The sequence below is a fragment of the Rhodococcus sp. SJ-2 genome, assembly GCF_053750035.1.
Window position 1 is genome coordinate 5,154,006 of the sequence record NZ_CM132340.1, and the last position, 25,790, is coordinate 5,179,795.

28 protein-coding genes and 1 tRNA gene are annotated in these 25,790 nt (G+C 66.1%); 3 read left to right on the forward strand and 26 right to left on the reverse strand.

What is annotated here, in order from left to right:
* Nucleotides 1-95: 95 nt before the first annotated feature.
* The 6 genes from gcvH to ACSYG9_RS24080 form a co-directional block, all read right to left on the reverse strand.
* The gene (gcvH, locus tag ACSYG9_RS24055) at nucleotides 96-500 is read right to left on the reverse strand and encodes a glycine cleavage system protein GcvH (RefSeq protein ID WP_440124827.1); all 405 of its coding nucleotides are present in this window, start codon (nucleotides 498-500) and stop codon (nucleotides 96-98) included.
* A gap of 43 nt (nucleotides 501-543) precedes the next feature.
* On the reverse strand, nucleotides 544-1,281 hold the full coding sequence (locus ACSYG9_RS24060) for a DUF881 domain-containing protein (protein ID WP_440124828.1): 738 nt from the start codon (nucleotides 1,279-1,281) through the stop codon (nucleotides 544-546).
* A 3-nt stretch (nucleotides 1,282-1,284) separates the two neighbouring features.
* The gene (locus ACSYG9_RS24065) at nucleotides 1,285-1,644 is read right to left on the reverse strand and encodes a small basic family protein (protein WP_378565832.1); all 360 of its coding nucleotides are present in this window, start codon (nucleotides 1,642-1,644) and stop codon (nucleotides 1,285-1,287) included.
* Nucleotides 1,641-2,504 (reverse strand): DUF881 domain-containing protein, encoded by an 864-nt coding sequence (locus ACSYG9_RS24070; protein WP_440124829.1) that lies wholly within the window; start codon nucleotides 2,502-2,504, stop codon nucleotides 1,641-1,643. The genes ACSYG9_RS24065 and ACSYG9_RS24070 overlap by 4 nt, the downstream gene beginning before the upstream one ends.
* Entirely contained in the window at nucleotides 2,501-3,121 is a 621-nt protein-coding gene (locus tag ACSYG9_RS24075) for a CDP-alcohol phosphatidyltransferase family protein (protein WP_440124830.1), read from the reverse strand. Before ACSYG9_RS24075 ends, ACSYG9_RS24070 begins: the two co-directional genes overlap by 4 nt.
* A 75-nt stretch (nucleotides 3,122-3,196) precedes the next feature.
* Complete coding sequence (locus ACSYG9_RS24080) at nucleotides 3,197-3,814, reverse strand: NUDIX domain-containing protein (RefSeq protein WP_440124831.1); 618 nt, start codon at nucleotides 3,812-3,814, stop codon at nucleotides 3,197-3,199.
* Between the two features lie 147 nt (nucleotides 3,815-3,961).
* Between ACSYG9_RS24080 and ACSYG9_RS24085 the strand changes: the two genes are divergently transcribed.
* Nucleotides 3,962-4,981, forward strand: a complete 1,020-nt coding sequence (locus ACSYG9_RS24085; RefSeq protein WP_440124832.1) for a phosphotransferase — start codon at nucleotides 3,962-3,964, stop codon at nucleotides 4,979-4,981.
* A gap of 9 nt (nucleotides 4,982-4,990) precedes the next feature.
* Nucleotides 4,991-5,386 carry an MmcQ/YjbR family DNA-binding protein gene (locus tag ACSYG9_RS24090; protein WP_440124833.1) on the forward strand — a complete coding sequence of 132 codons (396 nt, stop codon included), beginning with the start codon at nucleotides 4,991-4,993 and terminating at the stop codon, nucleotides 5,384-5,386.
* A 36-nt stretch (nucleotides 5,387-5,422) separates the two neighbouring features.
* Here the strand turns inward: ACSYG9_RS24090 and ACSYG9_RS24095 are convergent, their stop codons facing one another.
* Nucleotides 5,423-5,839 carry a VOC family protein gene (locus tag ACSYG9_RS24095; protein ID WP_440124834.1) on the reverse strand — a complete coding sequence of 139 codons (417 nt, stop codon included), beginning with the start codon at nucleotides 5,837-5,839 and terminating at the stop codon, nucleotides 5,423-5,425.
* A gap of 122 nt (nucleotides 5,840-5,961) precedes the next feature.
* Nucleotides 5,962-6,612, reverse strand: coding sequence for an NAD(P)H-binding protein (locus ACSYG9_RS24100; protein WP_440124835.1), 651 nt, complete (start codon nucleotides 6,610-6,612; stop codon nucleotides 5,962-5,964).
* Nucleotides 6,613-6,753: 141 nt separating this feature from the next.
* On the opposite strand from ACSYG9_RS24100, the gene ACSYG9_RS24105 reads away from it, so the two are divergent.
* Complete coding sequence (locus ACSYG9_RS24105) at nucleotides 6,754-7,761, forward strand: cupin domain-containing protein (protein ID WP_440124836.1); 1,008 nt, start codon at nucleotides 6,754-6,756, stop codon at nucleotides 7,759-7,761.
* Nucleotides 7,762-7,835: 74 nt separating this feature from the next.
* Here the strand turns inward: ACSYG9_RS24105 and ACSYG9_RS24110 are convergent.
* The 18 genes from ACSYG9_RS24110 to ACSYG9_RS24195 all read right to left on the reverse strand — a co-directional run bounded on the left by ACSYG9_RS24110 (nucleotide 7,836) and on the right by ACSYG9_RS24195 (nucleotide 25,694).
* Nucleotides 7,836-7,909 (reverse strand) — tRNA-Pro (locus ACSYG9_RS24110).
* Nucleotides 7,910-8,000: 91 nt separating this feature from the next.
* Nucleotides 8,001-9,431, reverse strand: a complete 1,431-nt coding sequence (gene der / locus ACSYG9_RS24115) for a ribosome biogenesis GTPase Der (protein ID WP_440124837.1) — start codon at nucleotides 9,429-9,431, stop codon at nucleotides 8,001-8,003.
* A complete protein-coding gene (gene cmk, locus ACSYG9_RS24120; RefSeq protein ID WP_440127785.1) occupies nucleotides 9,428-10,090 on the reverse strand; it encodes a (d)CMP kinase in 663 nt (220 codons plus the stop codon). Before cmk ends, der begins: the two co-directional genes overlap by 4 nt.
* Before the next feature lie 29 nt (nucleotides 10,091-10,119).
* Complete coding sequence (locus ACSYG9_RS24125) at nucleotides 10,120-11,172, reverse strand: pseudouridine synthase (protein WP_440124838.1); 1,053 nt, start codon at nucleotides 11,170-11,172, stop codon at nucleotides 10,120-10,122.
* A 10-nt stretch (nucleotides 11,173-11,182) separates the two neighbouring features.
* Complete coding sequence (gene scpB, locus ACSYG9_RS24130; protein ID WP_440127786.1) at nucleotides 11,183-11,815, reverse strand: SMC-Scp complex subunit ScpB; 633 nt, start codon at nucleotides 11,813-11,815, stop codon at nucleotides 11,183-11,185.
* Between the two features lie 89 nt (nucleotides 11,816-11,904).
* Nucleotides 11,905-12,783, reverse strand: coding sequence for a segregation/condensation protein A (locus ACSYG9_RS24135; RefSeq protein ID WP_440124839.1), 879 nt, complete (start codon nucleotides 12,781-12,783; stop codon nucleotides 11,905-11,907).
* A gap of 3 nt (nucleotides 12,784-12,786) precedes the next feature.
* Nucleotides 12,787-13,635: an AAA family ATPase gene (locus ACSYG9_RS24140; protein WP_440127787.1), complete on the reverse strand. Its 849-nt coding sequence runs from the start codon at nucleotides 13,633-13,635 to the stop codon at nucleotides 12,787-12,789.
* Between the two features lie 360 nt (nucleotides 13,636-13,995).
* Nucleotides 13,996-14,922, reverse strand: a complete 927-nt coding sequence (xerD, locus tag ACSYG9_RS24145) for a site-specific tyrosine recombinase XerD (protein ID WP_440124840.1) — start codon at nucleotides 14,920-14,922, stop codon at nucleotides 13,996-13,998.
* Nucleotides 14,919-15,545: an NUDIX domain-containing protein gene (locus ACSYG9_RS24150; protein WP_440124841.1), complete on the reverse strand. Its 627-nt coding sequence runs from the start codon at nucleotides 15,543-15,545 to the stop codon at nucleotides 14,919-14,921. The genes xerD and ACSYG9_RS24150 overlap by 4 nt, the downstream gene beginning before the upstream one ends.
* 3 nt (nucleotides 15,546-15,548) lie before the next feature.
* Nucleotides 15,549-17,309, reverse strand: coding sequence for a CTP synthase (locus ACSYG9_RS24155; RefSeq protein ID WP_440124842.1), 1,761 nt, complete (start codon nucleotides 17,307-17,309; stop codon nucleotides 15,549-15,551).
* Between the two features lie 172 nt (nucleotides 17,310-17,481).
* Entirely contained in the window at nucleotides 17,482-18,426 is a 945-nt protein-coding gene (locus ACSYG9_RS24160; RefSeq protein ID WP_440124843.1) for a copper transporter, read from the reverse strand.
* Nucleotides 18,423-19,607: a putative cytokinetic ring protein SteA gene (steA, locus tag ACSYG9_RS24165; RefSeq protein ID WP_440124844.1), complete on the reverse strand. Its 1,185-nt coding sequence runs from the start codon at nucleotides 19,605-19,607 to the stop codon at nucleotides 18,423-18,425. Before steA ends, ACSYG9_RS24160 begins: the two co-directional genes overlap by 4 nt.
* Nucleotides 19,608-19,705: 98 nt before the next feature.
* Complete coding sequence (gene recN / locus ACSYG9_RS24170; RefSeq protein ID WP_440124845.1) at nucleotides 19,706-21,475, reverse strand: DNA repair protein RecN; 1,770 nt, start codon at nucleotides 21,473-21,475, stop codon at nucleotides 19,706-19,708.
* Entirely contained in the window at nucleotides 21,476-22,420 is a 945-nt protein-coding gene (locus ACSYG9_RS24175) for an NAD kinase (protein ID WP_440124846.1), read from the reverse strand.
* Nucleotides 22,417-23,241 carry a TlyA family rRNA (cytidine-2'-O)-methyltransferase gene (locus ACSYG9_RS24180; RefSeq protein ID WP_440124847.1) on the reverse strand — a complete coding sequence of 275 codons (825 nt, stop codon included), beginning with the start codon at nucleotides 23,239-23,241 and terminating at the stop codon, nucleotides 22,417-22,419. Before ACSYG9_RS24180 ends, ACSYG9_RS24175 begins: the two co-directional genes overlap by 4 nt.
* 1 nt (nucleotide 23,242) lies before the next feature.
* Nucleotides 23,243-23,461 (reverse strand): hypothetical protein, encoded by a 219-nt coding sequence (locus ACSYG9_RS24185; protein WP_440124848.1) that lies wholly within the window; start codon nucleotides 23,459-23,461, stop codon nucleotides 23,243-23,245.
* A gap of 53 nt (nucleotides 23,462-23,514) precedes the next feature.
* Nucleotides 23,515-24,531, reverse strand: coding sequence for an HAD-IIA family hydrolase (locus ACSYG9_RS24190; RefSeq protein ID WP_440124849.1), 1,017 nt, complete (start codon nucleotides 24,529-24,531; stop codon nucleotides 23,515-23,517).
* Nucleotides 24,528-25,694, reverse strand: a complete 1,167-nt coding sequence (locus tag ACSYG9_RS24195; protein ID WP_440124850.1) for a tetratricopeptide repeat protein — start codon at nucleotides 25,692-25,694, stop codon at nucleotides 24,528-24,530. Before ACSYG9_RS24195 ends, ACSYG9_RS24190 begins: the two co-directional genes overlap by 4 nt.
* Nucleotides 25,695-25,790 lie beyond the last annotated feature (96 nt).

The window sequence follows — 25,790 nt, forward strand, 5'->3', positions numbered from 1 at the left end:
CCACCACCACGGTCGGACACGGCACACGCCATACCCGACCGTACCCTGCGCATGCCCCTGGTGCAGGTAGTCGCGGTTACGTCACCCAGGGGATCTCATCCTTCTGTGATCGTTCTGTATCCGGCGGCGTCGAGGGTCCGTTCCAAGGCGGCGTCGAGATCCGACTCGCTACTCGATTCGATATCGATCAACCATCCTTCTGTGTACGGCGCGCTGTTGACCAACTCGGGGCTCGCCTCGAGGTCGCCGTTCACCGCCGCGACCGTCGCGGCGAAGGGCGCATAGACATCCGAGACACTCTTCGTGGATTCGACCTCACCGAACGAATCGCCCGCAGCGAAAACGGATCCGGCGTCCGGCAACTGCACGAACACCACATCACCGAGCTGGGATTGAGCGTAGTCGGTGATGCCGATCCGGGCGGTGGTCGCCCCAGTCCGCTGGACCCACTCGTGCTCCGCGGTGTATCGCAGATCGGCGGGCGTCTCGAACTCACTCACGGCAGTTCCTTTCGGAGGCGACGATTCGGCACGAACGTCTGTTTCAGTTTCCTGGCTGAGCGTATTGGCGTGGTTCGATCTCCCGCAAGGCGGGCACCTCGACCTGCGACAACTGCTCGACAGTCAAAGTTCCACCGCGGCGAGCGACCGTATCCACCACACCGCCGGGGATGTTCAACGCCGCAGCGAGCGTCGGCCCGTCCCCGATAGCAGTAACCGTATAGGGCGCCGGGAGGTTTCGATCGTCGACAATGATATCTCCGCCCTGCCCTCCGACCCACGAGTCGACGCCGATGCGCACCGCTGTTCCGTCGGCTCCGGTGATCTGCATGGTGTCCGCACCCGCCGCACGTAATTCCTGGATCGTGTCGAGGACGACCTCCGGGCCGACTCCGCCGAGCGGGTCGTCGATCGTCAGGACGACACCCGGCCCTGCCGCGGGAACCGTACCGAGTTGGACCGACAGGTTCTGCAGACGAGCGCGGGCCTCCGACAGAGCAGCATCCGAACCGTTCTGCTCGAATCCTTCGAGAGTGCGTTCGAGGCCAGTGATCTCTTGCCGCAGCGCCGCCTCGCGTCGATTGAGACTGTCGAGGAGCACAAGCAGATCCGCGGGGCGGGCGGAGTCGAGGTTGTCCCCCGTATCAGTGTTCTTCACCTGGGTGGCGATAGCCGTGCCGAGCAGGGCGACGAGCAGCATCGCAAGCATCGCGTACACCCGGCGCTTGCGCCGGGAGTCCGGTGTGCCCGACAGAGCTTGTTCGGAGGTGTCCTCGACCATCGCTCACGCCCCGAAAAGTCTGCGGCGCAGTGCCGACGCGTTCCCGAAAATGCGGATCCCGAGGACGACGATGACCGCGGTGGAGAGCTGGGTGCCCACACCGAGCTGGTCCCCGAGCCACACGATGAGTGCGGCTACGAGAACGTTGAACACGAAGGAGACGACGAAGACCTTCGCGTCGAAAATGTCGTCGAGATAGGCACGCAATCCACCGAACACCGTATCGAGCGCGGCGACCACCGCAATCGGCAGGTACGGCTGGACCACGTCGGGCACCTGGGGACTGAACACGATTCCGGCAACGATGCCGATCACGAGTGCCAGCACCGCATACAGCGCCTGGCCGTGCCGAAGGTGCTTCACCGATTCCCCGCTTCCCGAGCCGATTCGACTGTACGTACCGTGGCTGCAGGCAGTTCGAGCTCTCCGGCCTCGGCGATCGTGAAACCTACCCCGTAGAGCTGTTTGATGCCCGAGAGCCTGAGGTAGGCGTCACTCACCACGAAATCCGTCTGCATTTGGGCCTGCGGTCCGACGGCGGAGACGACGTAGGGCGAGAACACCGGCCGGTTGTCGACGAGCATCGCTCCCCCTGCCTGCCGGATGGTGACGCCGGGGCCGATGCGCACATCGCCGACCGACACTGCTTCGGCACCGCCGGCCCACAGCGCGTTGACCACCGATTGCAGGTCTCGATCGAGGACTGTCGCGGCGTCGCCGGTGTCGTGCACAGACGGGTCCGACAGGTTCGGCCGACCCGTCGGATCGGAAAGGGTGACGGTGATCCCTGGGCCGATGACAGGCGCGCCGGCAGCCGCGATCTGCGCCGCGCGCAACGCGTCGAGAGTCGTCGCACCCTCCGCATCGTGGGCCACCAGTTCAGCGCTGCGCTGCTCGACCGTGTCGGTCAGTTCATCGCGGCGGGCCACAAGGGTTGCGATGCGTTCCTCACTGGTACGTAGCGAGTCGAGGATCTCGGCGCGCGCCTGATCTGCCCCCGGTTCACGATCGGTGTTTTCGGCGTAGGCCGCGCCGAGTACGAGACCGGCAAGAATGCAGCCGATGACGAGCCAGACCGTGGTGCGTGCCGGCGATGCGGCAGCGCGACCCGCTGCCCGGTCCTCGGCGGCGGCACCGTAGCCGGGGTCGAGGTGGTCCTCGAGCAGCGACTTGAGCAGCGAGGGGACCGGGTTCCGGGGGATCTGTTCCCAACGACGGTTCACTCGGCTGGTCGCTCCTCGTTCGGAGGCACTGCACGGGCGATCCATACGGCCTGGCCGATGTAGAGCAGCCCGGTCCAGATGTAGAGCGCCGAACCCCAGATCAGGGCAGCCCAGCCGAGTGGGTGCGCCACGACGGACGTGGCGGGTGACGCCAGGTCGAGCAGCAGCAGCGGCAATGCGCACATGAGGAGGAAGGTCGCGCCTTTACCCAGGTAGAGAACGTCGGGCGGGGGCATGCCCCGACGCCGGTATACGGCGAGGGTCGGGACCAGCACGAGTTCGCGCCCGACCAGGATCGCGGCGATCCACCACGGAAGGACGTCCCGCGCGACCAACGCGAGGAGCGTGGTCACTATGTAGAGCCGGTCGACCATGGGGTCGAGCAGCGCGCCGAGCCGGGACGCCTGGTCGAGCAGGCGGGCGAGCTTGCCGTCGGCCCAGTCGGTGAATCCGCTGAGGAAGAGGATCGCGAGGGCCCATCCGTCCGCGTGGACAACGAGGATCAAGTAGAGAAAGAGAGGTATTCCGAGAAGCCGCACGAAGCTGAGCAGGTTCGGGATGGTGAGGATGCGATCGGCACCCGGGCGGACGTCGTCCGGAGTGGTCACGTCACCCATCGTGCCCCCTGTCTGATCTACGCGGTACGGTCCACCAACCTTTTCACACCGGCCGTGGGGGTCGTCGCGAGGTGGTCAGCGCCATGCGAACACCGGTTGCTCGAGTCCGTCGATACGAGTGTGCCGACCATGGAGGGCAACTTCACGGAACTGGTAGACCACTGCGGCGGTGGGTGCGTGAATGAGGTGACCACGAAACGGCCACTGGATGACCGGCTTATCGGACTCGGGGATATCCACGAATCGAGGCTCGCTGTCCAGTTCGGTCTCCGTGACGGAGAACAGGACGTCGACCTCGTCAGGGCTCGGTTTCAGATCGGCGATCGCTGTGTCGGACCACACGACGAACGGTGACATCACATATCCGGATCGGGTGACGTAGTCGTCGAGGCGCCCGACGATGGAGTTCGGCGCGGCGTCGAGTCCGAGCTCCTCGTGCAGTTCCCTCAGCGCCGCTTCCTCGGGTGTCTCCCCGGGGTCGAGTCGCCCGCCGGGGAGCGCGAACTGGCCGGGATGTGCACGTAATCTCGTCGGCCGGCGGGTCAGAGGCATGACGGGATTGCCTGCATCATCGTTCAGAACAGCGATGACGACCGCTGCATGGCGGCGCCCTTCGAGCGGAATCCGACGCGACTCGAAGCAGGCAAGCGAGTCCTGAAGTGTTGTGTGCGTCAGTGCGTTCGATACGGACATGGTGCGACATTATCTCACGCGATTTCGGTTTAACTCGATATTCCGTGCAATCCGAAATCCTTCTACCTGTGGGGACAGGTGTATTCAGTTGCGACTACGCTCTCTCCCAGGTTCCGCCGAACCCCACCGAAATCCGCGGAGGACATCATGGCTGCCGACCCCGCAGGACTGGACACCGCAGTACTTCGCACCCATCTGCAGACCGCCGCCCCCGGTTTGCTCGACGGGGCGCTGACCGCCCGCCTCATCAGCGGCGGGCGATCGAACCTCACCTACGGTGTGAGCAACGGTGAGCGGGAGCTGGTCCTGCGGCGCCCACCGCTCGGGCATGTACTGGAGACCGCGCACGACATGGCACGCGAGCACCGCGTGATCACGGCGCTGGCAGGAACCGAGGTGCCTGTGCCGCGTACTCATCTCCTGTGCACGGACACCGAGGTCATCGGCGCACCGTTCTACCTCATGGATCTGGTCCCGGGCACGCCCTTCCGTACTGCCGAGGAACTCGCTCCGCTCGGGGAGGATCGGGTGCGTGCGATCTCCGAGCGGACGATCGACACGCTGGCGAGACTCCACGCGGTGGAGCCTGCGACGGTGGGGCTCGCGAACTTCGGCCGTCCCGAGGGCTTCCTCGGACGACAGGTGCACCGATGGAAGACTCAGCTCGATGCGTCCCGGAGCCGTACGCTCGACGGTGCCGACGAGCTTCACCGGTTACTGGTCGAGCACCTGCCTTCGGCAAGCGGCGCTGCGATCGTGCATGGCGACTACCGCCTCGACAACGTACTCATCGACGAACGTGATCAGGTTGCGGCGGTGCTGGATTGGGAGATGGCGACCCTCGGCGATCCGCTCACCGATGTCGCGCTTCTCGTGGTCTACCAACAGCTCGCGGACCGGGACGGGCCAGTACCGGTGTCGACCGTATCGCGTGCCCCGGGGTTCCTGAGCGAGGACGCGATGGTGTCGCGCTACGCAAACGCGAGCGGCAGGAACCTGTCGGGGATGGCTTTTCATCTCGGCCTGGCCTATTTCAAGCTCGCGGTGATCCTCGAAGGTATTCATTTCCGGTTCCTGCAGGGTCAGACCGTGGGCGACGGCTTCAGTGCATTCGGTGATGCTGTGGAACCCCTCCTCCGCGAGGGGCTTTCGGCCCTGCGACGGTAAGGTACATTCATGCCGCATCCGATCATGTTCGACGACACGGATCCGTTGCTGGCTCGGGTGCGCACCCTCGCCCTCGCATACCCGGGCGCACGAGAGAAGGTCTCGCACGGCCGTCCGTTCTTCTTCACCAAGACCTCGTTCGCGGTCTACGGCGGCTCCGAGAAGGACACCCGGGCCCCGTTTCCTCGATCGTTGATCGTCAAGCCCGAGCGCGACGAACGTCTTGCCCTCCTCGGTGAACCCCACACGTATCTGCCGATGTATCTGGGTCCGTCGGGGTGGATCGGGTACGACCTCGGCCGCCGGGAGGTGGATTGGGCGGAGGTTGCGGAACTGATCGACATGTCGTTCCGCGAGACTGCTCCTGCGAAGCTGGTACGCGAACTGGACGCGCGTCTCGGTTGAGTCGCGCGTCCAGCGCGTGTGCGGGTTCCCGCTCGATCAGTCAGGACTGCCGCTGATGTTGACCATCCACTGGACACCGAACTTGTCGATGCACATTCCGAAGCTGTCTCCCCAGGGCGCCTTCTCGAGGGGCAGCGCCTCGGTGCCGCCGGCGACGAGTTCATTCCAGTAACCGCGGAGTTCGGATTCGTCGTCGCCGCTGAGGGATATCGAGTAGTTGTTTCCCGGGGTATGGTCCATTCCCGGGGGCGTGTCCGAGGCCATGAGCACGAAACCGCTGTCGGTGGTGAGCATCGCATGCATTACCTTGCTGTCCACCGCGGCGTCGCCGGTAGGTTGCCCCTCCCCGAACGTGCTGATATCGAGTTCCCCGCCGAAGACGGTCTTGTAGAACTCGATCGCGTCACGCGCGTTGTCACGGAAGCTGATGTACGGATTGAGTCGAGTGGTCATCGCGAGCTCCTGATCTGTTCGGAGGGAGGATGAGTCGGCACTACACAGAGGGACTCTGCGCATTGCCGTTTCTCATCGTGTCCTTTCCCGCTCACTCGCGGAGCCTTTCGACGGATCCCGGCTCAGGACACCGACACGGTTCGCCGCACGTTCTCTTCGTCGTCGACAGCGGAGGCGAGAACCCGACCGACCTTGTTGCGCGCGACCTGCCAGCCTGTGATCTCGCCGCTTGTCGAGGTGAACGCCTCTCCGCCGTCGGTCGAGTCGGTCAGGTTGACCGGTTGTACGAGGGTCCAGTCGAGGCCGCTCTCGTGCACGAAGCGATCCTGGATCACGGTGTCGGCGACCTGTGGCCCGAGAAGCAGCGAGAACATGAGCTTGTAACGCAACGGCAGGCGGCCATCGGTGTCACCCACTCCGTAGGTGGTCTGGACGATCAGGCGCCGCACACCGTGACGTTGCATCGCGTCGATGATGTTGCGGGTGCCGGTGGACCGCACGTCGAGTGCAGTATGCGCCGGGCCGCGCAGCCGCACTCGGACGGGGTTCTCGGTGATGCCGAGGGTGACGATGACAGCGTCCTGTCCGCGGACCGCGCGGTCGACGTCATCGAGACAGGTGGCGTCCCCGATCACGCCTAGGGTTCGGTCGCCGAATGTGTGCTGTGCGTCGGGTGTGCGGACCATGACGGTCACGTCGTGGCCGCGGGCGAGGAGTGCGGTGACGGCTGCGCGACCGGAGCCGCCTGTGGCGCCGATGACGAGTACTTTCATGATGTTCTCCTGAGTTCGTTGGGGACGATGTGTCCACCGTATGAACGTTCCTCGAGACGTTCTATGGTTCTCCGTCCGTCCCTTGTGTTCATTCGTCCTACGGGGCTGGACGAATGGATACCCAGCGGCGAGGGTGGACATATGACGATCGACAGGGTTCGGGAGACCGCCGACGTGCTCTATCCGTGGACACCGGTCGATCCCCTCGCACATGCCCTTCACCTGCTGCGCATGCGCGGCGGCTTCTACTGTCGGTCGGAGTTGAGCGCGCCATGGGCGCTGGAGATGCCACCGGTGGCCGACAGCGTGAGCTTCCATCTGGTCGTCTCTGGCGAAATGTGGCTCGAGGTCCCCGGTTCGGCATCAGCGCGGCTCCTCCCCGGGGATTTCGTCATCGTCCCGCACGGCTCGGGGCACGTGATGCGCAGCGACCCGAGCATCACCGGCACGGGGAGTCGGGGACGCGTGGATCTACTCCCCCAGACGATGATCGGCGACCACTATTCGGTTCTGCACTACGGCGGAGGTGGAGAGCACTCCACCTTGGTGTGCGGGGTCGTCGAGTTCGATCATCCGACTGCGCGACGTCTGGTGGCGTTGCTGCCGCCCCTCCTGCGGATGGACACGACCGGGTCGGCGAGGCACAGCGCGCCGACACAGGTGTTGTCGTTGATGGCCGAGGAAGCGCAGCACGTGCAGCCCGGTGGCGAAGCGGTGCTCACTCGACTGGCGGACATTCTTGTGATCATGGCAATCCGGAGTTGGATCGACTCCGCGCCGGCGGCCCGACACGGATGGATCGGCGCTCTGCAGGACCCACAGGTGGGCCGTGCGCTCGCCGCGGTTCACCACGCCCCCGAGCGGCCGTGGACAGTCGAGTCTCTCGCGCGGGAAGCGGCGATGTCGCGGTCTGCGTTCGCGGCACGGTTCACCGAGCTGGTCGGCGAACCCGCAATGCGGTACGTCGGTCGCTGGCGGATGGAGTCGGCGACCGTCGCGTTGCAGGACGGCGCGACGATCGCCGAACTCGCGTCGAGATCGGGCTACGAGTCGGAAGCGGCGTTCTCGAAGGCCTTCAAAAGGATCACAGGCCTATCTCCCGGATCGGTCCGCCGCCGCACGGACGGCACATTCGCCTGCCGGCGGTAGCGCAGGCCGGCGCGGTGCCGGCCCCGCGATACGAAGAAGCCCCGGTGAGATCAGATCTCACCGGGGCTTCTCGGTCGGGCTGACAGGATTTGAACCTGCGACCACTTGACCCCCAGTCAAGTGCGCTACCAAGCTGCGCCACAGCCCGCCCGCGCTCTCGTCGAGCGCTCGTTGAGATTACAACAGGTGCGGACCGAAAGGCGAATCGGCTGGTCAGCGCCGTTTCCGGGGATTCGGGTCTACTTGCGGCGGTCGCGCTTCTCCCGCACTCGCACGGATATCCGGACAGGGCTGCCGTCGAAGTTGAACTCCTCACGCAGCTTCCGTTCGAGGAAGCGGCGGTAACCGGCCTCGAGGAAGCCGGTGGTGAACAACACGAACGTCGGCGGACGCGTCGCTGCCTGGGTAGCAAACATCACACGGGGCAAGCGTCCCCCACGCATCGGCGGCGGAGTCGCGGCCACCACTTCCTTGAGCCAGGTATTGAGCCGGCCCGTGGAGATGCGCTTGTCCCATGATTCGAGCGCGGTCTCCATCGCCGGCACGAGCTTCTGCACGGCACGGCCGGTCTTGGCCGAAATGTTGACTCGCGCCGCCCACGGCACCCGCAGCAGATCACGCTCGATCTCGCGGCCCAACTCATGACGTCGGTCCTCGTCGACGAGGTCCCACTTGTTGAACGCGATCACCAGTGCGCGACCGGATTCCACGATCATGGTGATCACCCGCTGGTCCTGTTCGGTGATCGGCTGCGAGGCGTCGATGAGCAACACCGCCACCTCCGCGGCGTCGATCGCCGCCCGGGTGCGCAGCGAGGCATAGAACTCGGCGCCAGACGCGTGACTGACCCGCTTGCGCAGGCCTGCTGTGTCGACGAACCGCCACGGTTTGCCACCGAGTTCGACGACCGAGTCCACGGGGTCGACGGTGGTACCCGCGACGTCGTGCACCACCGAACGTTCGTCGCCCGAAAGCTTGTTGATCAGGCTGGACTTCCCGACGTTCGGCTTGCCGACCAAAGCGACACGGCGGGGTCCTCCCCCACCCGTGCCCTCACGCGGGGTGGGCGGCATCTTCTCGAGCAGGTCGTCGAGCAGATCACCGGTGCCACGACCGTGCGTGGCGGACACCGAATAGGGCTGGCCGAGCCCGAGCGACCACAATGCCGCGGCTTCGGCTTCGACGCGGTCGTCGTCGACCTTGTTCGCGACGAGCAGCACCGGCGTCTTCGACCGGCGCAGCACCTTGGCGACGGCCTCGTCGACCGATGTCGCGCCGACGGTGGCGTCGACAACGACAAGGATCGCGTCGGCGGTACGCATGGCAACCTCGGCCTGACGAGCAACCGACTGCTGCATCCCTTTGGCGTCGGGTTCCCAGCCGCCGGTGTCCTGGACCATGAAGCGTCGGCCGTTCCAGTTCGCCTCGTACGACACGCGGTCGCGGGTCACGCCCGGGATGTCCTCTACGACGGCTTCCCGGCGACCGATGATGCGGTTGACCAGGGTGGACTTTCCGACGTTGGGGCGGCCGACAACCGCGACTGTCGGGATGGGCACGAACTCTTCGAGTTCGGCTCCGGTTTCGAAGTCGAGGTCCCAGTCCGATTCTTCGGACCAGGTGCCGTCGGAACCCTCGTCGGTGTACTCCGTTGTGACGTCGTCGCTCACAGCGCCGCTCCCGTCTGTTCGGTGACCAGTGCCGTCAGCATCGAGGTCACCTCGTCGATGTCCATGTCGCTGGTGTCCACGACGACGGCGTCGTCCGCGGCGCGCAGAGGCGACACTGCGCGTGTGGAATCAAGGTGGTCACGGCGCTGCACCGACGCGAGTACCGCGTCGTAGTCGTCACCGCGGCCTTCCACGATGTTCTGGGCGTTGCGGCGCTGTGCGCGTGCTTCCGCGGATGCGGTGAGGAAGATCTTCACATCGGCATCCGGGAATACCGCCGTGCCGATGTCGCGTCCTTCGACAACGACTCGGTGCGCTGCGAGTCCGAGACGCTGCTGCGCAGCGACGAGCAGTTGGCGTACTTCGGGGACCGCGGAGACGGCGGAGACCGCTGCGGTGACCTCCCCGCCGCGGATCTCTCCGCGCACGTCCTGGCCGTCGAGTCGAATGTCCTCGACGTCGGGGTCGGTACCGATCGACCAGGGCAGGCCGGCGACAGCCTCGGCGATCGCGGCAGGGTCGGTCAGGTCAGCGCCCCGGCGCAGCACGTACAAGGTCGCGATCCGGTACATGGCGCCGGTGTCGAGGTATGCAGCGCCGAGGTGGCGTGCGAGCCGCTTGGAGACGCTGGACTTGCCCGTTCCCGATGGGCCGTCCATCGCGACGATCAATGCGCCTACGGTATCGGTCACAACCCCACCGCCTGGTAGAGACCGCCGACCTCGTTGCGCCCGAGGACACGAAGTGTGCCGGGCCGCTGATCGCCGAGCGCGACGGGACCGATATTGGTACGCACGAGCCGGATCACGGGGTGGCCCACGGAGTCGAGCAGTCGACGCACGATGTGTTTGCGGCCTTCGTGCAGGTCCAGGCGCACGAGGGACTGGCCTTCGTTCACCTCGAGCAACGCGAACCTGTCGACTTTGGCGGGGCCGTCCTCGAGCTCGACGCCCGTCTTGAGCTGCTTGCCGACGCCTCGCGCGAGCACACCCTTGACCGTGGCAAGGTAGGTCTTGTTGACCTCGAAGGACGGGTGCATGAGGCGATGTGCGAGTTCACCGTCGTTGGTCAGTAGCAACAGCCCCTCGGTGTCGGCGTCGAGCCTTCCGACGTGGAAGAGGCGTTGACCTGCGGCGACACGCTCTGAAACGATGTCGCCGACACAAGGGCGACCCAGATCGTCCGACATGGTGGACTGCCACCCGCGTGGCTTGTTGAGCACGAGGTGAACGAGATCCTTCTTGACGACCACACGGACACCGTCGACGCGGATCACGGCGTTCTCAGGGTCGACACGCAACCCCTGCTCTCGAACGATGACGCCGTCGACTTCGATGCGGCCGCGGTCGATCATTTCCTCGGCGGCACGGCGTGAGGCCACCCCTGCCTGGGCGAGGACTTTCTGCAGTCGCACGCCTTCGCCCGCAGGCAGCTTCGCCGGTGCGGCTGTGCTGTGTTGGTGGCGGGCGGGCTTGGCGTTGCTGATGGTCGGCGTTGCCGAGGCCCGGCGGGCCTGGGGTTTCGGTGCAGCAGGCCTGCCTCGCTTGTTCAGCGGAGCGCTTCCTTGACCCCGATGGGGCTTCTTCGCTGCCCCCGCGTTCCCTGCGGTGGAGCTCGGAGCGTCCTGAGTGCGGGGATCCGACCGGCGGGCGGACGAAGATCTGCCGGTGGCCTGGCCCTTCACGGGGCGGGCGGTTCGTTTACGGTCCGGTGTGCCATCACGGCGAGCGGGCTTTTTCACTTTTTTCCTGTCAGTTCTCTGGATCGAACTCCGCGTGCGAGAGTGTCTCGGCGCGCGCGTTCTTTCCTATTCTCTCAAACCTCGGGTCTGCTTCGAGGCTGTCGCTGATGTCATCGATCACATCTACATCGGGTAACAGGGGACCGACCGGTGGTAGATCGCTCAGCGACGCAAGGCCGAGACGTTCGAGGAACAGTTCGGTGGTGATGTAGAGGGTACCGCCGGTCTCGGGATCGGTGCCCGCTTCGGCGATGAGATCCCGCGCGAGCAAGGTGCGCATCACTCCGTCGACGTTGACGCCGCGCACGGCGCTGACGCGGCTACGGGTCACCGGTTGCCGGTAGGCGACGACCGCGAGGGTTTCCAACGCCGCGCGGGTGAGTTTGGTGCGCGCCCCGCCCTGGAGGAGCTTCTCGACGTAGGGTGCGTAGTCGCGGCGGGTGTAGAACCGCCAGCCGTCACCCGCGAACCGCAGATCGATTCCGGAGCCGCGCGCATCCAGGCAGGCCGCGAGCGCACGGAGGGCACGCTCGGCGCGGTCGGCGGTGACACCGATCGCGGCAGCGAGCTGGTCGGCGGACGCGGGGGTGTCGACCATCAGGAGCAGTGCTTCGAGCGCGGCGGTGAGTTCGTCATCGGCCATGTCGAGCAGTTCACCGTCCCAGGCCCGCTCGTCGCCGGACGGATCGGGTTGCTGCTGCGCGGGCAAGGCGCGGTCTGGGATGTGCGCACTCACCCGTAGTCCTCCTCGAAGTCGATGGCGTTCTCGTCGTTCTCACCGGTCCAGGCCACCTGGAGTGGCCCGAGTGGGTCGGGTTGCTCGAAGGTGACTGCACGTTCGCGATAGAGCTCGAGCAGCGCGAGGAACCGCGCGACTACGAGCAGTCCGTGCTCGCAATCTGCGGTAAGGACGTCGAAGCCGATCCATTGTCCGGCACCGTTGTCCCTCAGCAGAGCGAGAATGTATGCGGCCTGCTCCGGCACCGACACCGTCTGGACGTGCAGGTGGTCGAGCCCTACGCTGGGTGTCGGTTTCGGTCGGAACGCCGCCGCTGCGATCTCGGCGAAGCGCTGTGCATCGACACCGAGAACGACCTCGGGCACGAGATTTTCGAAGCATTCCTCGAGGGATACCGCGCGCGGGTAACGACGGAGGGCAGCGCTTTCGAGTTCGGCGAAGTGCTCGGCGATCTGTTTGTAGGCCCGATACTGCAACAGCCGCGCGAACAGCAGGTCGCGCGCCTCGAGCAACGCGAGGTCCTCTGGATCGTCGACGTCGCCGGCAGGCAGCAGGCGAGCCGCTTTGAGGTCGAGCAGAGTCGAGGCAACGACGAGGAACTCGGTTGTCTGGTCAAGACCGAGTTCCGGACCGAGTTTCCTCGTGTATGCGATGAAGTCGTCGGTCACCTCATGCAATGCGACTTCGGTGACGTCCAGGCGACGCTGTGAGATCAGAGTGAGTAGCAGATCGAACGGGCCCTCGAAGTTGCGGAGCCGGACCTGGAATCCGCCGGTGACAGTGGGTTCCGAGGTCTGGTCGGTGGCCGACGCCTCGTCGGTGACGGGAGCAGCGGATTCCGCCTCGGCGGAATCCTGGGTGGGGGCAGACACGGATCAGCGGCCGGTCCGATGGATCACTTCGCGGGCGAGCGACCGATACGACTCGGCACCACCGGATTTCGGCGCCCAGGTGATGATCGGTTCGCCGGCGACGCTGGTTTCGGGGAATTTGACAGTGCGGGAGATGACGCTGTCGTAGACGAGGTCTCCGAAGACCTCGACCACCCGGGACATCACTTCACGACCGTGCAGTGTCCGCGAGTCGAACATGGTCACGAGGATCCCGGCCACGGCGAGGCGTGGATTGAGCCGGTCCCTGACCTTGGCGACGGTGTCGTTGAGCAACGCCAGACCGCGAAGGCTGAAAAACTCGCACTCCATCGGGATGAGAACCGAATCGGCGCAGGCCAGAGCGTTGACGGTGAGCAGGCCGAGAGACGGTTGGCAGTCGACGAGGATGTAGTCGTAGCGCTCGAGGACGGGGAACAAGGCGCGGCCGAGAGCCTGTTCGCGCCCGACCTCGGAGACGAGTTGGATCTCGGCGGCGGACAGGTCGATGTTGCTGGGTAGCAGATCGAGGTTCTCGATGTGTGTGTCGAGCAGTACGTCGTCGGTGTCCGCGCGGGGTTCGACAAGCAGGTTGTGGACGGTCGACTCGAGGTCGTGGTGGGCCACGCCCAGGCCGGCTGACAGGGCTCCCTGGGGGTCGAGGTCGACGAGCAGTACACGGCGTCCGCATTCGGCGAGGGCAGCACCCAGGTTGATAGTGGAGGTGGTTTTGCCCACTCCGCCTTTCTGGTTGCACATCGCGATGATCTTGGCGGGTCCGTGCGAGGTCAGTGCCGGTGGTTCGGGAATGCGCCTGCGCGGACGGCCGGTGGGGCCGAGGTCGGAGTCGTCGATCGACGCGGTTTCTCTGAGATCGGCGTCGGTGTCGTCACCGGGGTCGTCGGTTCCTGACGGTCGTGGTTCGGCAGGTGGACGGTAGCCGGCTACGGACCGAACCGGCGTCGGCCAGCCCTGCGTCGCCGCGTGTGCAATGTTCAGGTGTGTGTCGTCTGTGGCAGATGGCCGAGGTGTGCCCACGAGCGGTGCTCCCCCTGTTCTGCGTCCCACTGTGCGTCTAGCGAGCAATATCGTTGCCGTCGGGTTGTCGAACGGATGCTGTTCCGTATCCGGAACGCTACCGCCTTTCTACCTCCTGAACGCTACCGCCTGGTCGACGTGTTGCGCGGGTGGACACGCGTTTCCGATGTTGCCCGATCAGCGTGCGCGCGGGTGCGCACCGGCCCAGACCTCCCGCAACGCACCCACGGTGACCAGCGTGTAGATCTGCGTGGTCGTCACAGAGGCATGCCCGAGTAACTCCTGCACCACTCGTACATCGGCGCCACCGTCGAGCAGGTGGGTCGCGAACGAATGCCGCAGTGTGTGCGGTGAAACCGCGGTGCTGACGCCCGCTCGCTCGGCCGCGGTCTGCAATACCTGCCACGCGCTCTGCCGCGATAGTCGTCCGCCGCGTGCGTTGAGGAACAGCGCGGCGGTGTGTCCGGCGGCAAGGACGGGCCTGCCCCGCACGAGATAGGCGTCGAGCGCCGCGAGCGCAGGACGCCCGACAGGCACGAGTCGTTCCTTGCCGCCCTTTCCGCGCAGGAGCACTGCGCGGGCGTCGGAGTCGACGTCGTCGACATCGAGTCCGACCGCCTCGGAGATGCGGGCGCCGGTCGAGTACAACAATTCCAGCAGCGCGCGGTCGCGCAGGCCGCGCGGACCGTCCGCTTCATTCCCGACCGCATCGAGAATCGCCGTCACCTGGGCGACGGTGAGCGACTTCGGAAGGCGTCGCCCCGCGGTGGGTGGTTTGACTGCACGTGCCACGTCGGTCGGGGTCCGGCCCTCGGCCGCGGTGAATCGGTGCAGGCCCCGGACCGCGATGAGGGCACGGGCCACCGAACTGGCGGCGAGCGCCGGACGATCCCGGTCCGGGTCGCCGCCACGCAACACCGCCACGAAGTCGGCGACGTGCGCTTCGCTGACCTGAGCGAGATCGCTGATACCGCAGTCCGTGAGGTAGTCGCGGTAGCGGTCGAGATCTCGCCGGTAGGACGACAAGGTGTTCGCGGCAGCGCCGCGTTCGACGGTGAGATGGTCGAGGTACGTGTCGAGCTGCCCCTCCAGCACCGAGGTCATTCCGCAGCGCGAGTGCGGGAGAAGGCGGAGGGCCGGTCGGGCCAGGGCGCGTCGGAGGGGCGCAGTCCGGTCCGGGAGGTACGTGTGGCGGACGATGCGAGGATGCCCGCCACCGCGGTCGCGTTGATGATCTCGCCCCGCAATGCCATCGACACCGCCTCCTCGAGTGGGACCTTGTGAATCTCGAGGTCGGCTTCCTCATGTTCGGGTTCGGGCCGACCCACCTCGGACAGGCCGCGAGCCACGAAGACACGGACTGCTTCGTCGGTGAAACCGGGCGAGAGTGCGACGTCGACGAGTGTGTCCCAGCGCTCCGCGGCGAGCCCGGTCTCCTCCGCGAGTTCACGTTTCGCGGCGTCGAGAGGCGACTCGCCGGCCTCGTCGAGGAGACCTGCGGGCAGCTCCCACAATCGTCGCCCGAGCGGATGCCGGTACTGGTCGACCAGGACCAGCCGGTCTCGATCGTCGATGGCGACGATTGCTACCGCACCGAAGTGCTCGACCACTTCACGGTGGGCGGAATGCCCGTCCGGCATCGTCACCTCGTCGACGCGCAGCGACACGATGGCACCTGTGTAGATGCGTTGCGTGGACAGGATCCGGAAGTCGTGTCGCTGCGTCACGTGTCAGTCCGCGTCGACGCTGCCGGACGCGGATGCCACGGCCTCGGCGGGCTCGTCGGCGTCGCGCTTGCGGTCGCCTCCGTGTACGTCGACGGGCAGGCGTTCGGCCGCCTTGTACCTCAGCGCCGCGGAGACCAGCCCTGCGAACAGCGGGTGCGGACGCGTCGGGCGGCTCTTGAGTTCCGGATGCGCCTGGGTGGCGACGAAGAACGGGTGGATGTCCGCCGGGTACTCGACGAACTCGACCAGCCGTCCATCCGGCGAGGTTCCGGAGAACACGAGCCCGGACTTCGCGATCCGGTCACGGTAGGCGTTGTTGACCTCGAAGCGGTGGCGGTGGCGCTCGGATACCTTGTCGCTGCCGTAGGCCTTCGCGACGACCGAGCCCTTGGCCAGAACGGCTGGGTACGCGCCGAGACGCATGGTGCCGCCCAGGTCGGCTTCACCGGCGACGGCCTGTTCCTGGTCGGCCATCGTGGAGATCACCGGCGCCGTGGTGTCCGGGTCGAACTCGGTGGACGACGCGTCGGCGATACCGACCGAGCGTGCCGCCTCGATGACGACGCACTGCAGCCCGAGACACAGTCCCAGGAGCGGGATCTTCCGGGACCGCGCGAAGCTGATCGCGCCGAGTTTGCCCTCGATACCGCGGATCCCGAAGCCCCCCGGAATCAGGACCGCGTCGACATCACCGAGGTGCGTCTGCGCGCCTGACTCGGTTTCGCATTCATCGGATGCGACCCAGCGGATCTTGACCTTCGCCCGGTGCGCGAATCCTCCCGCACGCAATGCTTCGGTGACAGACAGGTAGGCGTCAGGGAGGTCGATGTACTTGCCGACGAGAGCCACCTCGACGGTTTCCCGCGGCTTGTGGACGCGGTCGAGGAGATCGCCCCACACCGTCCAGTCGACGTCACGGAACGGGAGTCCGAGCTGGCGCACGACATAGGCGTCGAGGCCTTCGCTGTGCAGCACCTTGGGTATGTCGTAGATGCTCGGTGCGTCGGGACACGAGATGCATCCTGCGACGTCGACGTCGCACATCAGGGAGATTTTCGCCTTGAGGGACGCGGGTACGTCGCGATCGCATCGCAGCACGAGAGCGTCGGGCTGGATGCCGATGTTGCGCAACGCGGCCACGGAGTGCTGGGTGGGCTTGGTCTTCAGCTCACCGGAAGGACCGAGGTACGGCACCAACGACACGTGCAGGAAGAAACAGTTGTCACGACCCACTTCGTGACGTACCTGCCTGGCTGCCTCGAGGAACGGCTGGGATTCGATGTCGCCGACCGTGCCGCCGATCTCTGTGATCACGACGTCGGGTGTGTGGCCTTCGGTGTCGGGAGCCGACATCGCCAGGATTCGCCGTTTGATCTCGTCGGTGATGTGCGGAATCACCTGGACGGTGTCGCCGAGGTACTCGCCGCGACGTTCCTTCGCGATGACGGTCGAATACACCTGGCCCGTGGTGACGTTCGCGTCGGCGTTGAGGTTACGGTCGAGGAAGCGCTCGTAGTGACCCACGTCGAGGTCGGTTTCGGCGCCGTCCTCGGTGACGAACACCTCACCGTGCTGGAACGGATTCATCGTCCCGGGATCGACGTTGAGATACGGATCGAGTTTCTGCATGGTCACGCGCATTCCGCGCGCTGTGAGCAATGCACCGAGACTCGACGCGGTGAGTCCCTTGCCCAGCGAGGATGCGACGCCCCCACTGACGAAGATGTGCTTGGTAGGGGTACGCGATTGGCGTGACTGTGGCAACGAAGCTCCCGTGACGTCAGGTGCAGGACTTTTGGACTTCAGACGATACAGCTGGGGCCTGCCGACCCACGGAACTTCACGGTAACACCTGCAGCCGCCGCGGCGTACCCGGATCGCGGTTGTGAGGCTCCGGTGCTGCGGACGTCACAGCACCGGACAGTTGGGTGTTCGGTCACCGCGCGGTGGATCCCACGGTGACCGCAGCTGCGCCGGGCCCCGTTCCGTAGCGGCCTGCTCCGCCGTCGAACTGTTCACGCAGGGCCAGTATCACAGTGCTCCGTCCCGCTTCGCGGTCGAGATTGTCGACGGTCGACAGCCCCGCTGACAGCGCCGCGTCGGCGCGAACCACAGCGAGCGGTCCGTTGCCTACGGCCGATTCTGATCGTCCGGCAAGCACGGCCCCCGCACCACGGGTGTCGACGGCTGCTGCAAAACGGGCTATGAGTGCCCCGCGGTTGCCCCCGTCGACCTCTTCGACACCGGTACCGGTCAGAATCAGGGCGGATTGGGCCGGCTCGACTGTTCCGTCGTACGTGATGAACCCGCCGCTGCGCAGCGCGGACAACGCGAGTTCGCGTTCCTCCGGGGTGCTGCGCGGCGCACCGGTCCCCGGGTCGACGAGCAGTGCCGCACCGAGCAGATCACCCGCGAGACTGCCCGGGTCGACAGCCCCGGTCTGCAGTTGCACGCCGGCGGGGATGATGTTGGTGACCGTGGTACGGAGCATGTCGGCACCCGCGGCGTCGAGGAACGACTCCGTCAGCGACAGTCGACCGGTGACTGCGCCACCTGCGGAGGCCACCGCCGTCATCACCGCATCGAGATCGGCGGGATCGGTGTCGGGGGTCGTCGCCACGAGGACCGTACGGCCGGAGAGTTCATCGCGGACCACGCGGGGAGCGACGGTGGCGTCGTAGGCGTCGGCGGCACGCAGCTCGGAGTCGAGCCGGTTGGCTCGATCGTGCTCGGCCTGAAGCTCACGACCCATATCCGCTTTGTCATCGCGCAGACCTGCCACGAGACTGTTCGACAACAGCCCGGAACCGAGCACCACTCCGAGGCCGAGTGCCAAGAACACCGCGATCAGGGAGACGGCGTGCTGGCGCATCGAAATCACTCGAACTGACCCCGAACCCACTCGACGGAGTCTGCCGACCAGGTCGTGACCCAGTCGACGACATCGCCACCCAGATTGGACACGACCAATGCGGCGATGACCGCGATCAGCGCAGCGAAGACCAGAAGCGCGATCACCCCACCGGAAACCCGACTGCGATACAACGTGGCAACGGCCTTCGAATCGACCAGTTTCGGACCGACCTTCAGGCGCGTCATCACCGCGGAGGGGTTGGTGTCGCGACGACCCTGATCGAAGAATTCGTCGAGGGAGACCGTGCTGCCCACCGTGACGACGAGTGCCGCACCGTGATGATCGACGAGGAGCAGAGCGAGGTCGGTGGAGGTGCCTGCCGCGGGGAACGTCATCGCACCGATCCCGAGGTCCTGGATACGTTCGAGTCCGGGGGCGTGTCCGTCCGGGTCCGCGGGCAGGACCACCTCGGCACCGGACTGGAGGGTCGCGGTGCCGATGCCGTCCGGGTCACCGATGATCAGGTCGGGCCGGTAGCCGGCCTTGGTCAGGGCATCCGCACCGGAGTCGACACCCACCAGGATCGGTGCGTACTCCTTGATGAAGGGTCGCAGGTTCTTCAAATCCTGCACGTGGTCGGGACCGGGACTGACCACCACGACGTGCCGATCTCTCAGATCGAGATCGATCTCGGGAATACCCACCCCGTCGATGAGCAGTGGGCTCTCCGACCGGATGAATTCGATGGTGTTGCCCGAGAACGCCTCGAGATGGTCGACCAGGCCGGTTTTTGCTTCGATCATGCGATCGGAGATCTCGGCTTCGGTCTGTTCCTCACCTTCGACGAGCAGGCGCTCGCCGGCATAGAGTCCGCCCTCGTGCAGCCGGATCTTCGCGCCGTCCTTGACCTTCTTGAACAGATCCGACCCGACGCTGTCGATCAGAACGATGTCATTGGCGACAAGGACTTCCGGGCCGAGGTTCGGATAGCGACCGGAAATCGAAGCCGAGGCGTTGACGACCGCGGCGACCCCCGCTTCGACGAGTGCGTCGGCGGTGACCCGATCGAGGTCCACTGCGTCGAGGATGACGATGTCGCCGGGGCCGACCCGGCGGACCAGTTTCGCGGTGTTCTTGTCGACCCGGGCGATACCGCTCACTCCGGGCAGCGTTTCGTTGTTGCGGGACAGCAGCGCCGGCATCTTCATGGTGAGAATGATGCTCCTGAGGTGCGATGCGATTGTGGAGGCGCGCCGGACGACGCGGCTTTCACCCCCGCTTCACACCTCGTCGGTCGCGACGGCGCTCAGCTCTCCCGCTCGGCGTGCGCCATGGCGAGCAACTCCTCGGCATGTGCGCGTCCGGTCTCGGTGTCGTCGAGGCCGGCGAGCATCCGCGCCAGCTCGGTGACCCGCTCCGCCTCGGTCAAGGTGCGCACCCCGCTGCTCACCACACCCGCCCTGTCGTCGACCTTGTCGACCACAAGATGAGTGTCGGCGAACGCGGCAACCTGCGGCAGGTGGGTGACGACGATGACCTGATGTGTGCGCGAGAGCCTGGCCAGACGACGGCCGATCTCGACTGCGGCACGGCCTCCCACCCCGGCATCCACCTCGTCGAACACCATGGTGGCTCCGCGCTCCGAAGCGGCGAGAACCACCTCGAGCGCGAGCATCACCCGTGACATCTCACCGCCTGACGCACTACGCGAGATCGGCAGAGCCGTCGCGCCGGCATGCGCGGCGAGCCGGAACTCGACGTCGTCGACGCCCGACTCACCCGCGTGCAACGTACGATCGCCCACGGGAAGAGGCGCGGAATCGCCCGCACCGGCGTCACGATCACGGACATGTACATCGAGCACGGCGCGCCCCATCGCGAGACCGGCAAGTTCTCTGCTCACCGCTTTGGCGAGCTTGGTGGCCGCTCTACGTCGCGCGGTCGTCAACGCAGCTGCCGCTTCTGCGGTCGCCGCCGCTTCGCTGTCCACTTCGCCGGCCAGTTTCTCGAGCGCCTCGGACGACACATCCAGCCTCGACAGGCGATCACGCGCATCGTCCGCCCAGTCGAGCACCCCGTCGATGTCGGCGGCGTACTTGCGGGTGAGGGTCTTCAGTTCCGCTTGCCTGGTCAGCAGCGATTCGAGTGTGCCTTGATCGGACGGCAGATCACCCAGATAGCCGGAGAGGTCCGCCGTCACATCGGTGACCACCGTGATGGCCTCCGCCAGCCGCGGTCCGAGCTCGCGCAGCGCCGCATCGTCGCTCCCCTCCACACGGGACCGGGCCTCACCGAGCAGATCCAGTGCCGACGCGGCCTCTCCTGCGTCGGCACTGTCGTATCCGGCGAGGACGCCGTGTGCGGCGGCCGCCGCCTCGCGTAGCGAGTCGAGATCCGACAGGCGCAGGACGTCGGCGACGATCTGCTTGTCTTCGCCTCGCTCGGGAGCGACCGCGTCGATCTCATCCAGACCGAACTGCAGTCGGTCCGCTTCCTGAGCCAACTCGCGCGCCCGGTTCGTACGGTCGAGCAGTTCACTTCGAGCATCGAGCCACCGTCGCCGGTGTGTGCGGTAACGCTCCCGGAGCGATGTGACCGTCTTGCCACCGAATCTGTCGAGGGCAGCACGCTGTTGGTCGGGCCGCAACAATCGAAGTTGATCGTTCTGCCCGTGCACCGTCAGGAGCGGGCCGGTGAATTCGGCGAGCAATCCGACAGGAATGCTGCGGCCCCCGAGGTGTGCACGGGACCCTCCGTCGCTGTTGACCGTGCGCACTGCGATGATGCTGCCGTCTTCGTCGCGTTGTGCACCTGCGGATTCGAGCAGCCGCACCACTTCCTTCTCGACGTGACTGTTGCCCCCGTCGACGCTGAATCGACCTTCGACCACAGCACGCGACGCTCCCACCCGCACGCGCGCGGAATCCGCGCGCACGCCGGACAGCAGATGCAAGCTGGTCACGACCATGGTCTTGCCGGCACCGGTCTCACCGGTCAGCACGGTCAAGCCTCCGTCGAACCGGGCACTTGCCTCGGTGATCACACCGAGGTTGTCGATCCGGATCTCTGCGAGCACCTAGAGCTTCCTTCCCCGCCAGCCCTTCACCGGAAGTTCGAACTTGCGCACCATCCGATCGGCGAACGGCGCCGAATCCAGCCTTACCCATCGCACGGGATGTTGCCCTCGGACAACCTCGAGGCGGCCTCCGGCCGGGAGCTCGAGAGTGCGACGTCCATCGCAGAACACCAGCCCGGCATGGCTGCCAGCGAGGGTCTCGACCGCAATGATCGATTTCGGGCTGGTTACGAGCGGGCGCGCGAACAATGCGTGGGCGTTGCTCGGGATCACGAGTAGCGCTTCGAGTTCCGGCCACACGATCGGGCCACCCGCGGAGAAGGCATACGCCGTCGACCCGGTCGGGGTAGCGATCAGTACCCCGTCGCCGCCGAACGACGACACCGGGCGTCCATCGACTTCGAGAACCACTTCGAGGACGCCGAGCCGCGATTGATTCTCGAGACTGGCCTCGTTGAGCGCCCAGCCGCGATCGACGATCACATCGTCGACGCGGATCGTCACGTCGAGTGTCATCCGGTTCTCGACCGAGTACTGCTGTCGCACCACCTGATGCAAGGCCTCTTCGAGGTGGTCGGCTTCGGCCTCGGCCAGGAAGCCGATCCGGCCCAGATTGATGCCGAGCACAGGTACTGAGGCGTGTTGCGCGAGTTCGGCTGCCCGCAGGAAGCTACCGTCGCCCCCGAGAACGATGACCATCTCACACCCGGCAGCTGCGTCGGGACCCGATTCGACGATCCGGATCCTGCTGCCGGGAACCTCCGCCGCTCCGAGGCCGGTGCTGATCGATTCGTCCTCGAGGACTCGCAGGACGATGCCTGCGTCGCCGAAGAGTTTCGCGACCCGTTGGGCGGTCACGGCAATTTCGTCCCTGCCCGAGTGCGACACGAGCAGAACCTCGCGGCCCTGCGTCCCGGGCGTCGACTCGCCCGATCCTGTTGTCACTGAGGTCCTTCCTGCACCGCTTGCTCGACGAGTTCGATCACGCTGGTGTCGAGGTCTCCTGTGTCCGGCTCTCCGGCCCGTAGCCACAGGAAGTATTCGACATTCCCCGATGGGCCGGGCAGCGGACTGGCCACCGCGCCCAGTGTGCGGAGCCCGAGCATCTGGGCGTCCCGTGCCACGTCGAGCACCGCCTCGGTCCGCAACGCCGGGTCGCGCACGACTCCGCCACTGCCGACGCGCTCCTTCCCCACTTCGAACTGCGGTTTGATCATAGGGAGCAAGTCGGCACCGGGATTGACGCACCGTACGAACGCCGGGAGCACCAAGCGCAACGAAATGAACGACAGATCCGCCACGACAACGTCGACCTGCCCCCCGATCACCTCGGCATCGATGTTACGCACATTTGTTCGATCGATCACGTGGACGCGCTCGTCGGATTGCAGTCGCCACACCAGCTGGCCGTAGCCGACGTCGACCGCGACGACCTCGGAGGCGCCCTCGTGGAGCAGGACATCGGTGAATCCACCGGTGGACGCGCCCGCATCGAGGCATCTGCGGTCGGAGATCCGCAATCCGGACGGAGTAAAGGTTTCGAGGGCGCCGAGCAGCTTGTGGGCGCCTCGGGAGGCCCACGACACCTCGTCCGACACCTCATTGACGATCAGCGGTGTGTTCGCCTCCACAGCGGTTGCCGGTTTGGTCGCCACGGTTCCGGCGATCAGAACCCGCCCTGCCGCGATCAGTTCACTTGCATGCTCGCGCGAGCGTGCCAGTCCTCGACGTACCAGTTCCGCATCGACTCGTGCTCTCCGCGCCATGTCAGATCTTGTCCACGGTCGACAATGCCTGGACGAGCACCTCATGCGCCTGCTCGAGCAATTGCGCCTGCTTCCCGATTGCAACGGCCGGATCTCCGGCGACGCCTTCCTTCTGCACCTGCGCAAGTATGCGGTCCACCTCGACGTGCACAGCATCGGGATCGACGCTGGGTGCAGCGTCGGGAAGGTGTTCTCCTGGACGTGGAATCGACATGCTCATCGCCGACCACGCTAGTCCATGATCGGTACGACGGACACATCGCACGACCTCTGTCAGGACACCGGGGTCCATCGGGCGACGACGCGGCGGGCAACATCATCCAGACCCACGATGCTGCGGAAACCCGGGTGCGCCCACGCGAGGTCGAGGACGCCTCGCAGCGCCTCCATGGATTCGTCCTCGGAACCGGGTGCGGGTTCTCCGACGGTGGTGGACGCGAGGTGCAGGTCGTCGCCGTCGACTGCGACCGACCACTCGTTTCCCGGCTCCACTCGTAGCTTCGATGCGGCGGTGTCCAGGCTCTCCAGGGAGGCCGCGACGTAGGTGGGTCGTTGATGGGCAGGCGCACGCAACAGATCCTCGATCGTGCTCACGCCGGTCAGGACCAACAGCGAGTCTGCGCCTACAGCATTCGCTCCCTCGATGTCCGTGTCGAGCCGATCACCGATGACGAGGGGGCGATCGGCCGAGGACCGACGGATCGCATCCTGGAGAAGTGGTGCCGCGGGTTTCCCTGCCACGATCGGTGTGCGACCGGTGGCAGACTCCAGCGCCGCGACCATCGAGCCGTTGCCGAGGACGAGCCCCCGCTCGGTCGGGAGCGTGGAGTCGACGTTGGTGGCCACCCACAACGCTCCCGCCCGAATAGCGAGGGTCGCCTCCGCGAGGATTCGCCAACCGGTATCGGGAGAATGACCCTGCACGACCGCGACCGGCTGCGCGTCCGCCGTCCGGACCGGCTCCAGCGACACCGCGGCGATCTCCTCCGCGAGCGCATCCGTACCCACCACCAGAATTTTCGATCCGGAGGGGACACGTTCGGCCAGGAGCCGAGCCGCCGACTGTGAACTCGTCACCACGGAATCGGTCGCGGCCACGAACCCGAGTCCCTGCAAGTGCTCCGCGACCTCGACCGGACGGCGACTGGCATTATTCGTCACATACAGAATTCTGTCGCCGGCACTGAGGGCTTCGAGGGCCCCGGGAACCGCTTCAGCTCCGCGGTAGACGGTGCCGTCGAGATCGAGCAGCAACACGTCGTACCGGGAACGCAGGGTGTGCGAACTCACCTGTGGTCTCCGGTCAGTTCCTCCACCCGATCCTCTGCGTCGGTGACGCCCTCGAGATCGGCGGCCGCCGAGTGCAGGAACCATTGCAGGCCTTCGTCGGTACGACCGGCAGCCACCAGCGCATCGGCATAGGCGTAGAACAACCGTGCCGCTGGGGTACCTACCCGCTCCGGGTCGAGGTCCGGTGTCTGCAGGGTCACCACCGCCTGATCGATCTGACCGAGGTCCATCCGCGCACCTGCGACGACGATGCGCAACTCCGACGCTTCCTCACCGGTCAGCTTGCGCGCATCCTCGCTGCGGCCGAGTTCGACAGCCTTCTCGGGACGGCCGAGACCGCGCTCGCAGTCGGCCATGACTGCCAGCAGTCCGGTTCCGCCTGACATCCGACGTGCAGCGCGCAGCTCCGACAGTGCTTCTGCCCACTCCCCGGCGTGGTAGGCCGTGATACCCGCTGCTTCACGCACGACCGCGATACGACCGGCACGCTGTCTAGCGGCACGTGCGTGAGACAGTGCGGTCCGTGGATCGTCGTCGATCAGACGCCCTGCCATGACAAGGTGGCGCGCGACGGCGTTCGCATTCGCCTTGTCCAAGCTCAATAGGTCGCGGCGGATGGTCGGATCGAGCTCCGAGGCCTCGATGTCGTCCGGCAGATCCGGTTCGTCCGGGCGGGCCTCACGACGTTGGGGCCGAACCCCTTCGCGACCCTGAGGGTCGAAGCCGCCTTCGCCTCCTCGCCGACGCGGCGCTCCCCCGCTGTGACGATCCGGACCACTTCCACGCCGATCGCTTCCGCCACTGCGGCGGTCGGCTCCGCCACCGTGTCGTTCCGTGCCATGACCTCCACGGTTGCCATCCCGAGGCCGTCGGTCCTCGGAAGCACGACGGTCATCGGAAGACCGGTTGGAGCGTTCGGGATACCCGGGGCGGTTACCGCGCCGGTCCTCGTTTCCACTCCGGTCTGCACTGCCCCGCCGATCGTCACCGCCGCGCCGCTCATCACTGCGACCGAAGCCGGAGCCTTGTCGCCCCCGGTCGTCGCGTCCACGCTCGTTACGTCTGCGGTCTCCCTCGCTGCGTTCGCCGCCTGACGACCCCTGGCGCGGTCGATCCCCGTAGGGACGCCCACCGCGGGAATCGCCGCTCCGGCGATCGTCCACACGATGATCCTCGCGACCGCGAGCAGGCCGTCCGCCACCGCCGTAGGACGGTCGGCGGTCGTCTTTCCGCTCGTCATCGCGGGCGTTGTCTCGCCG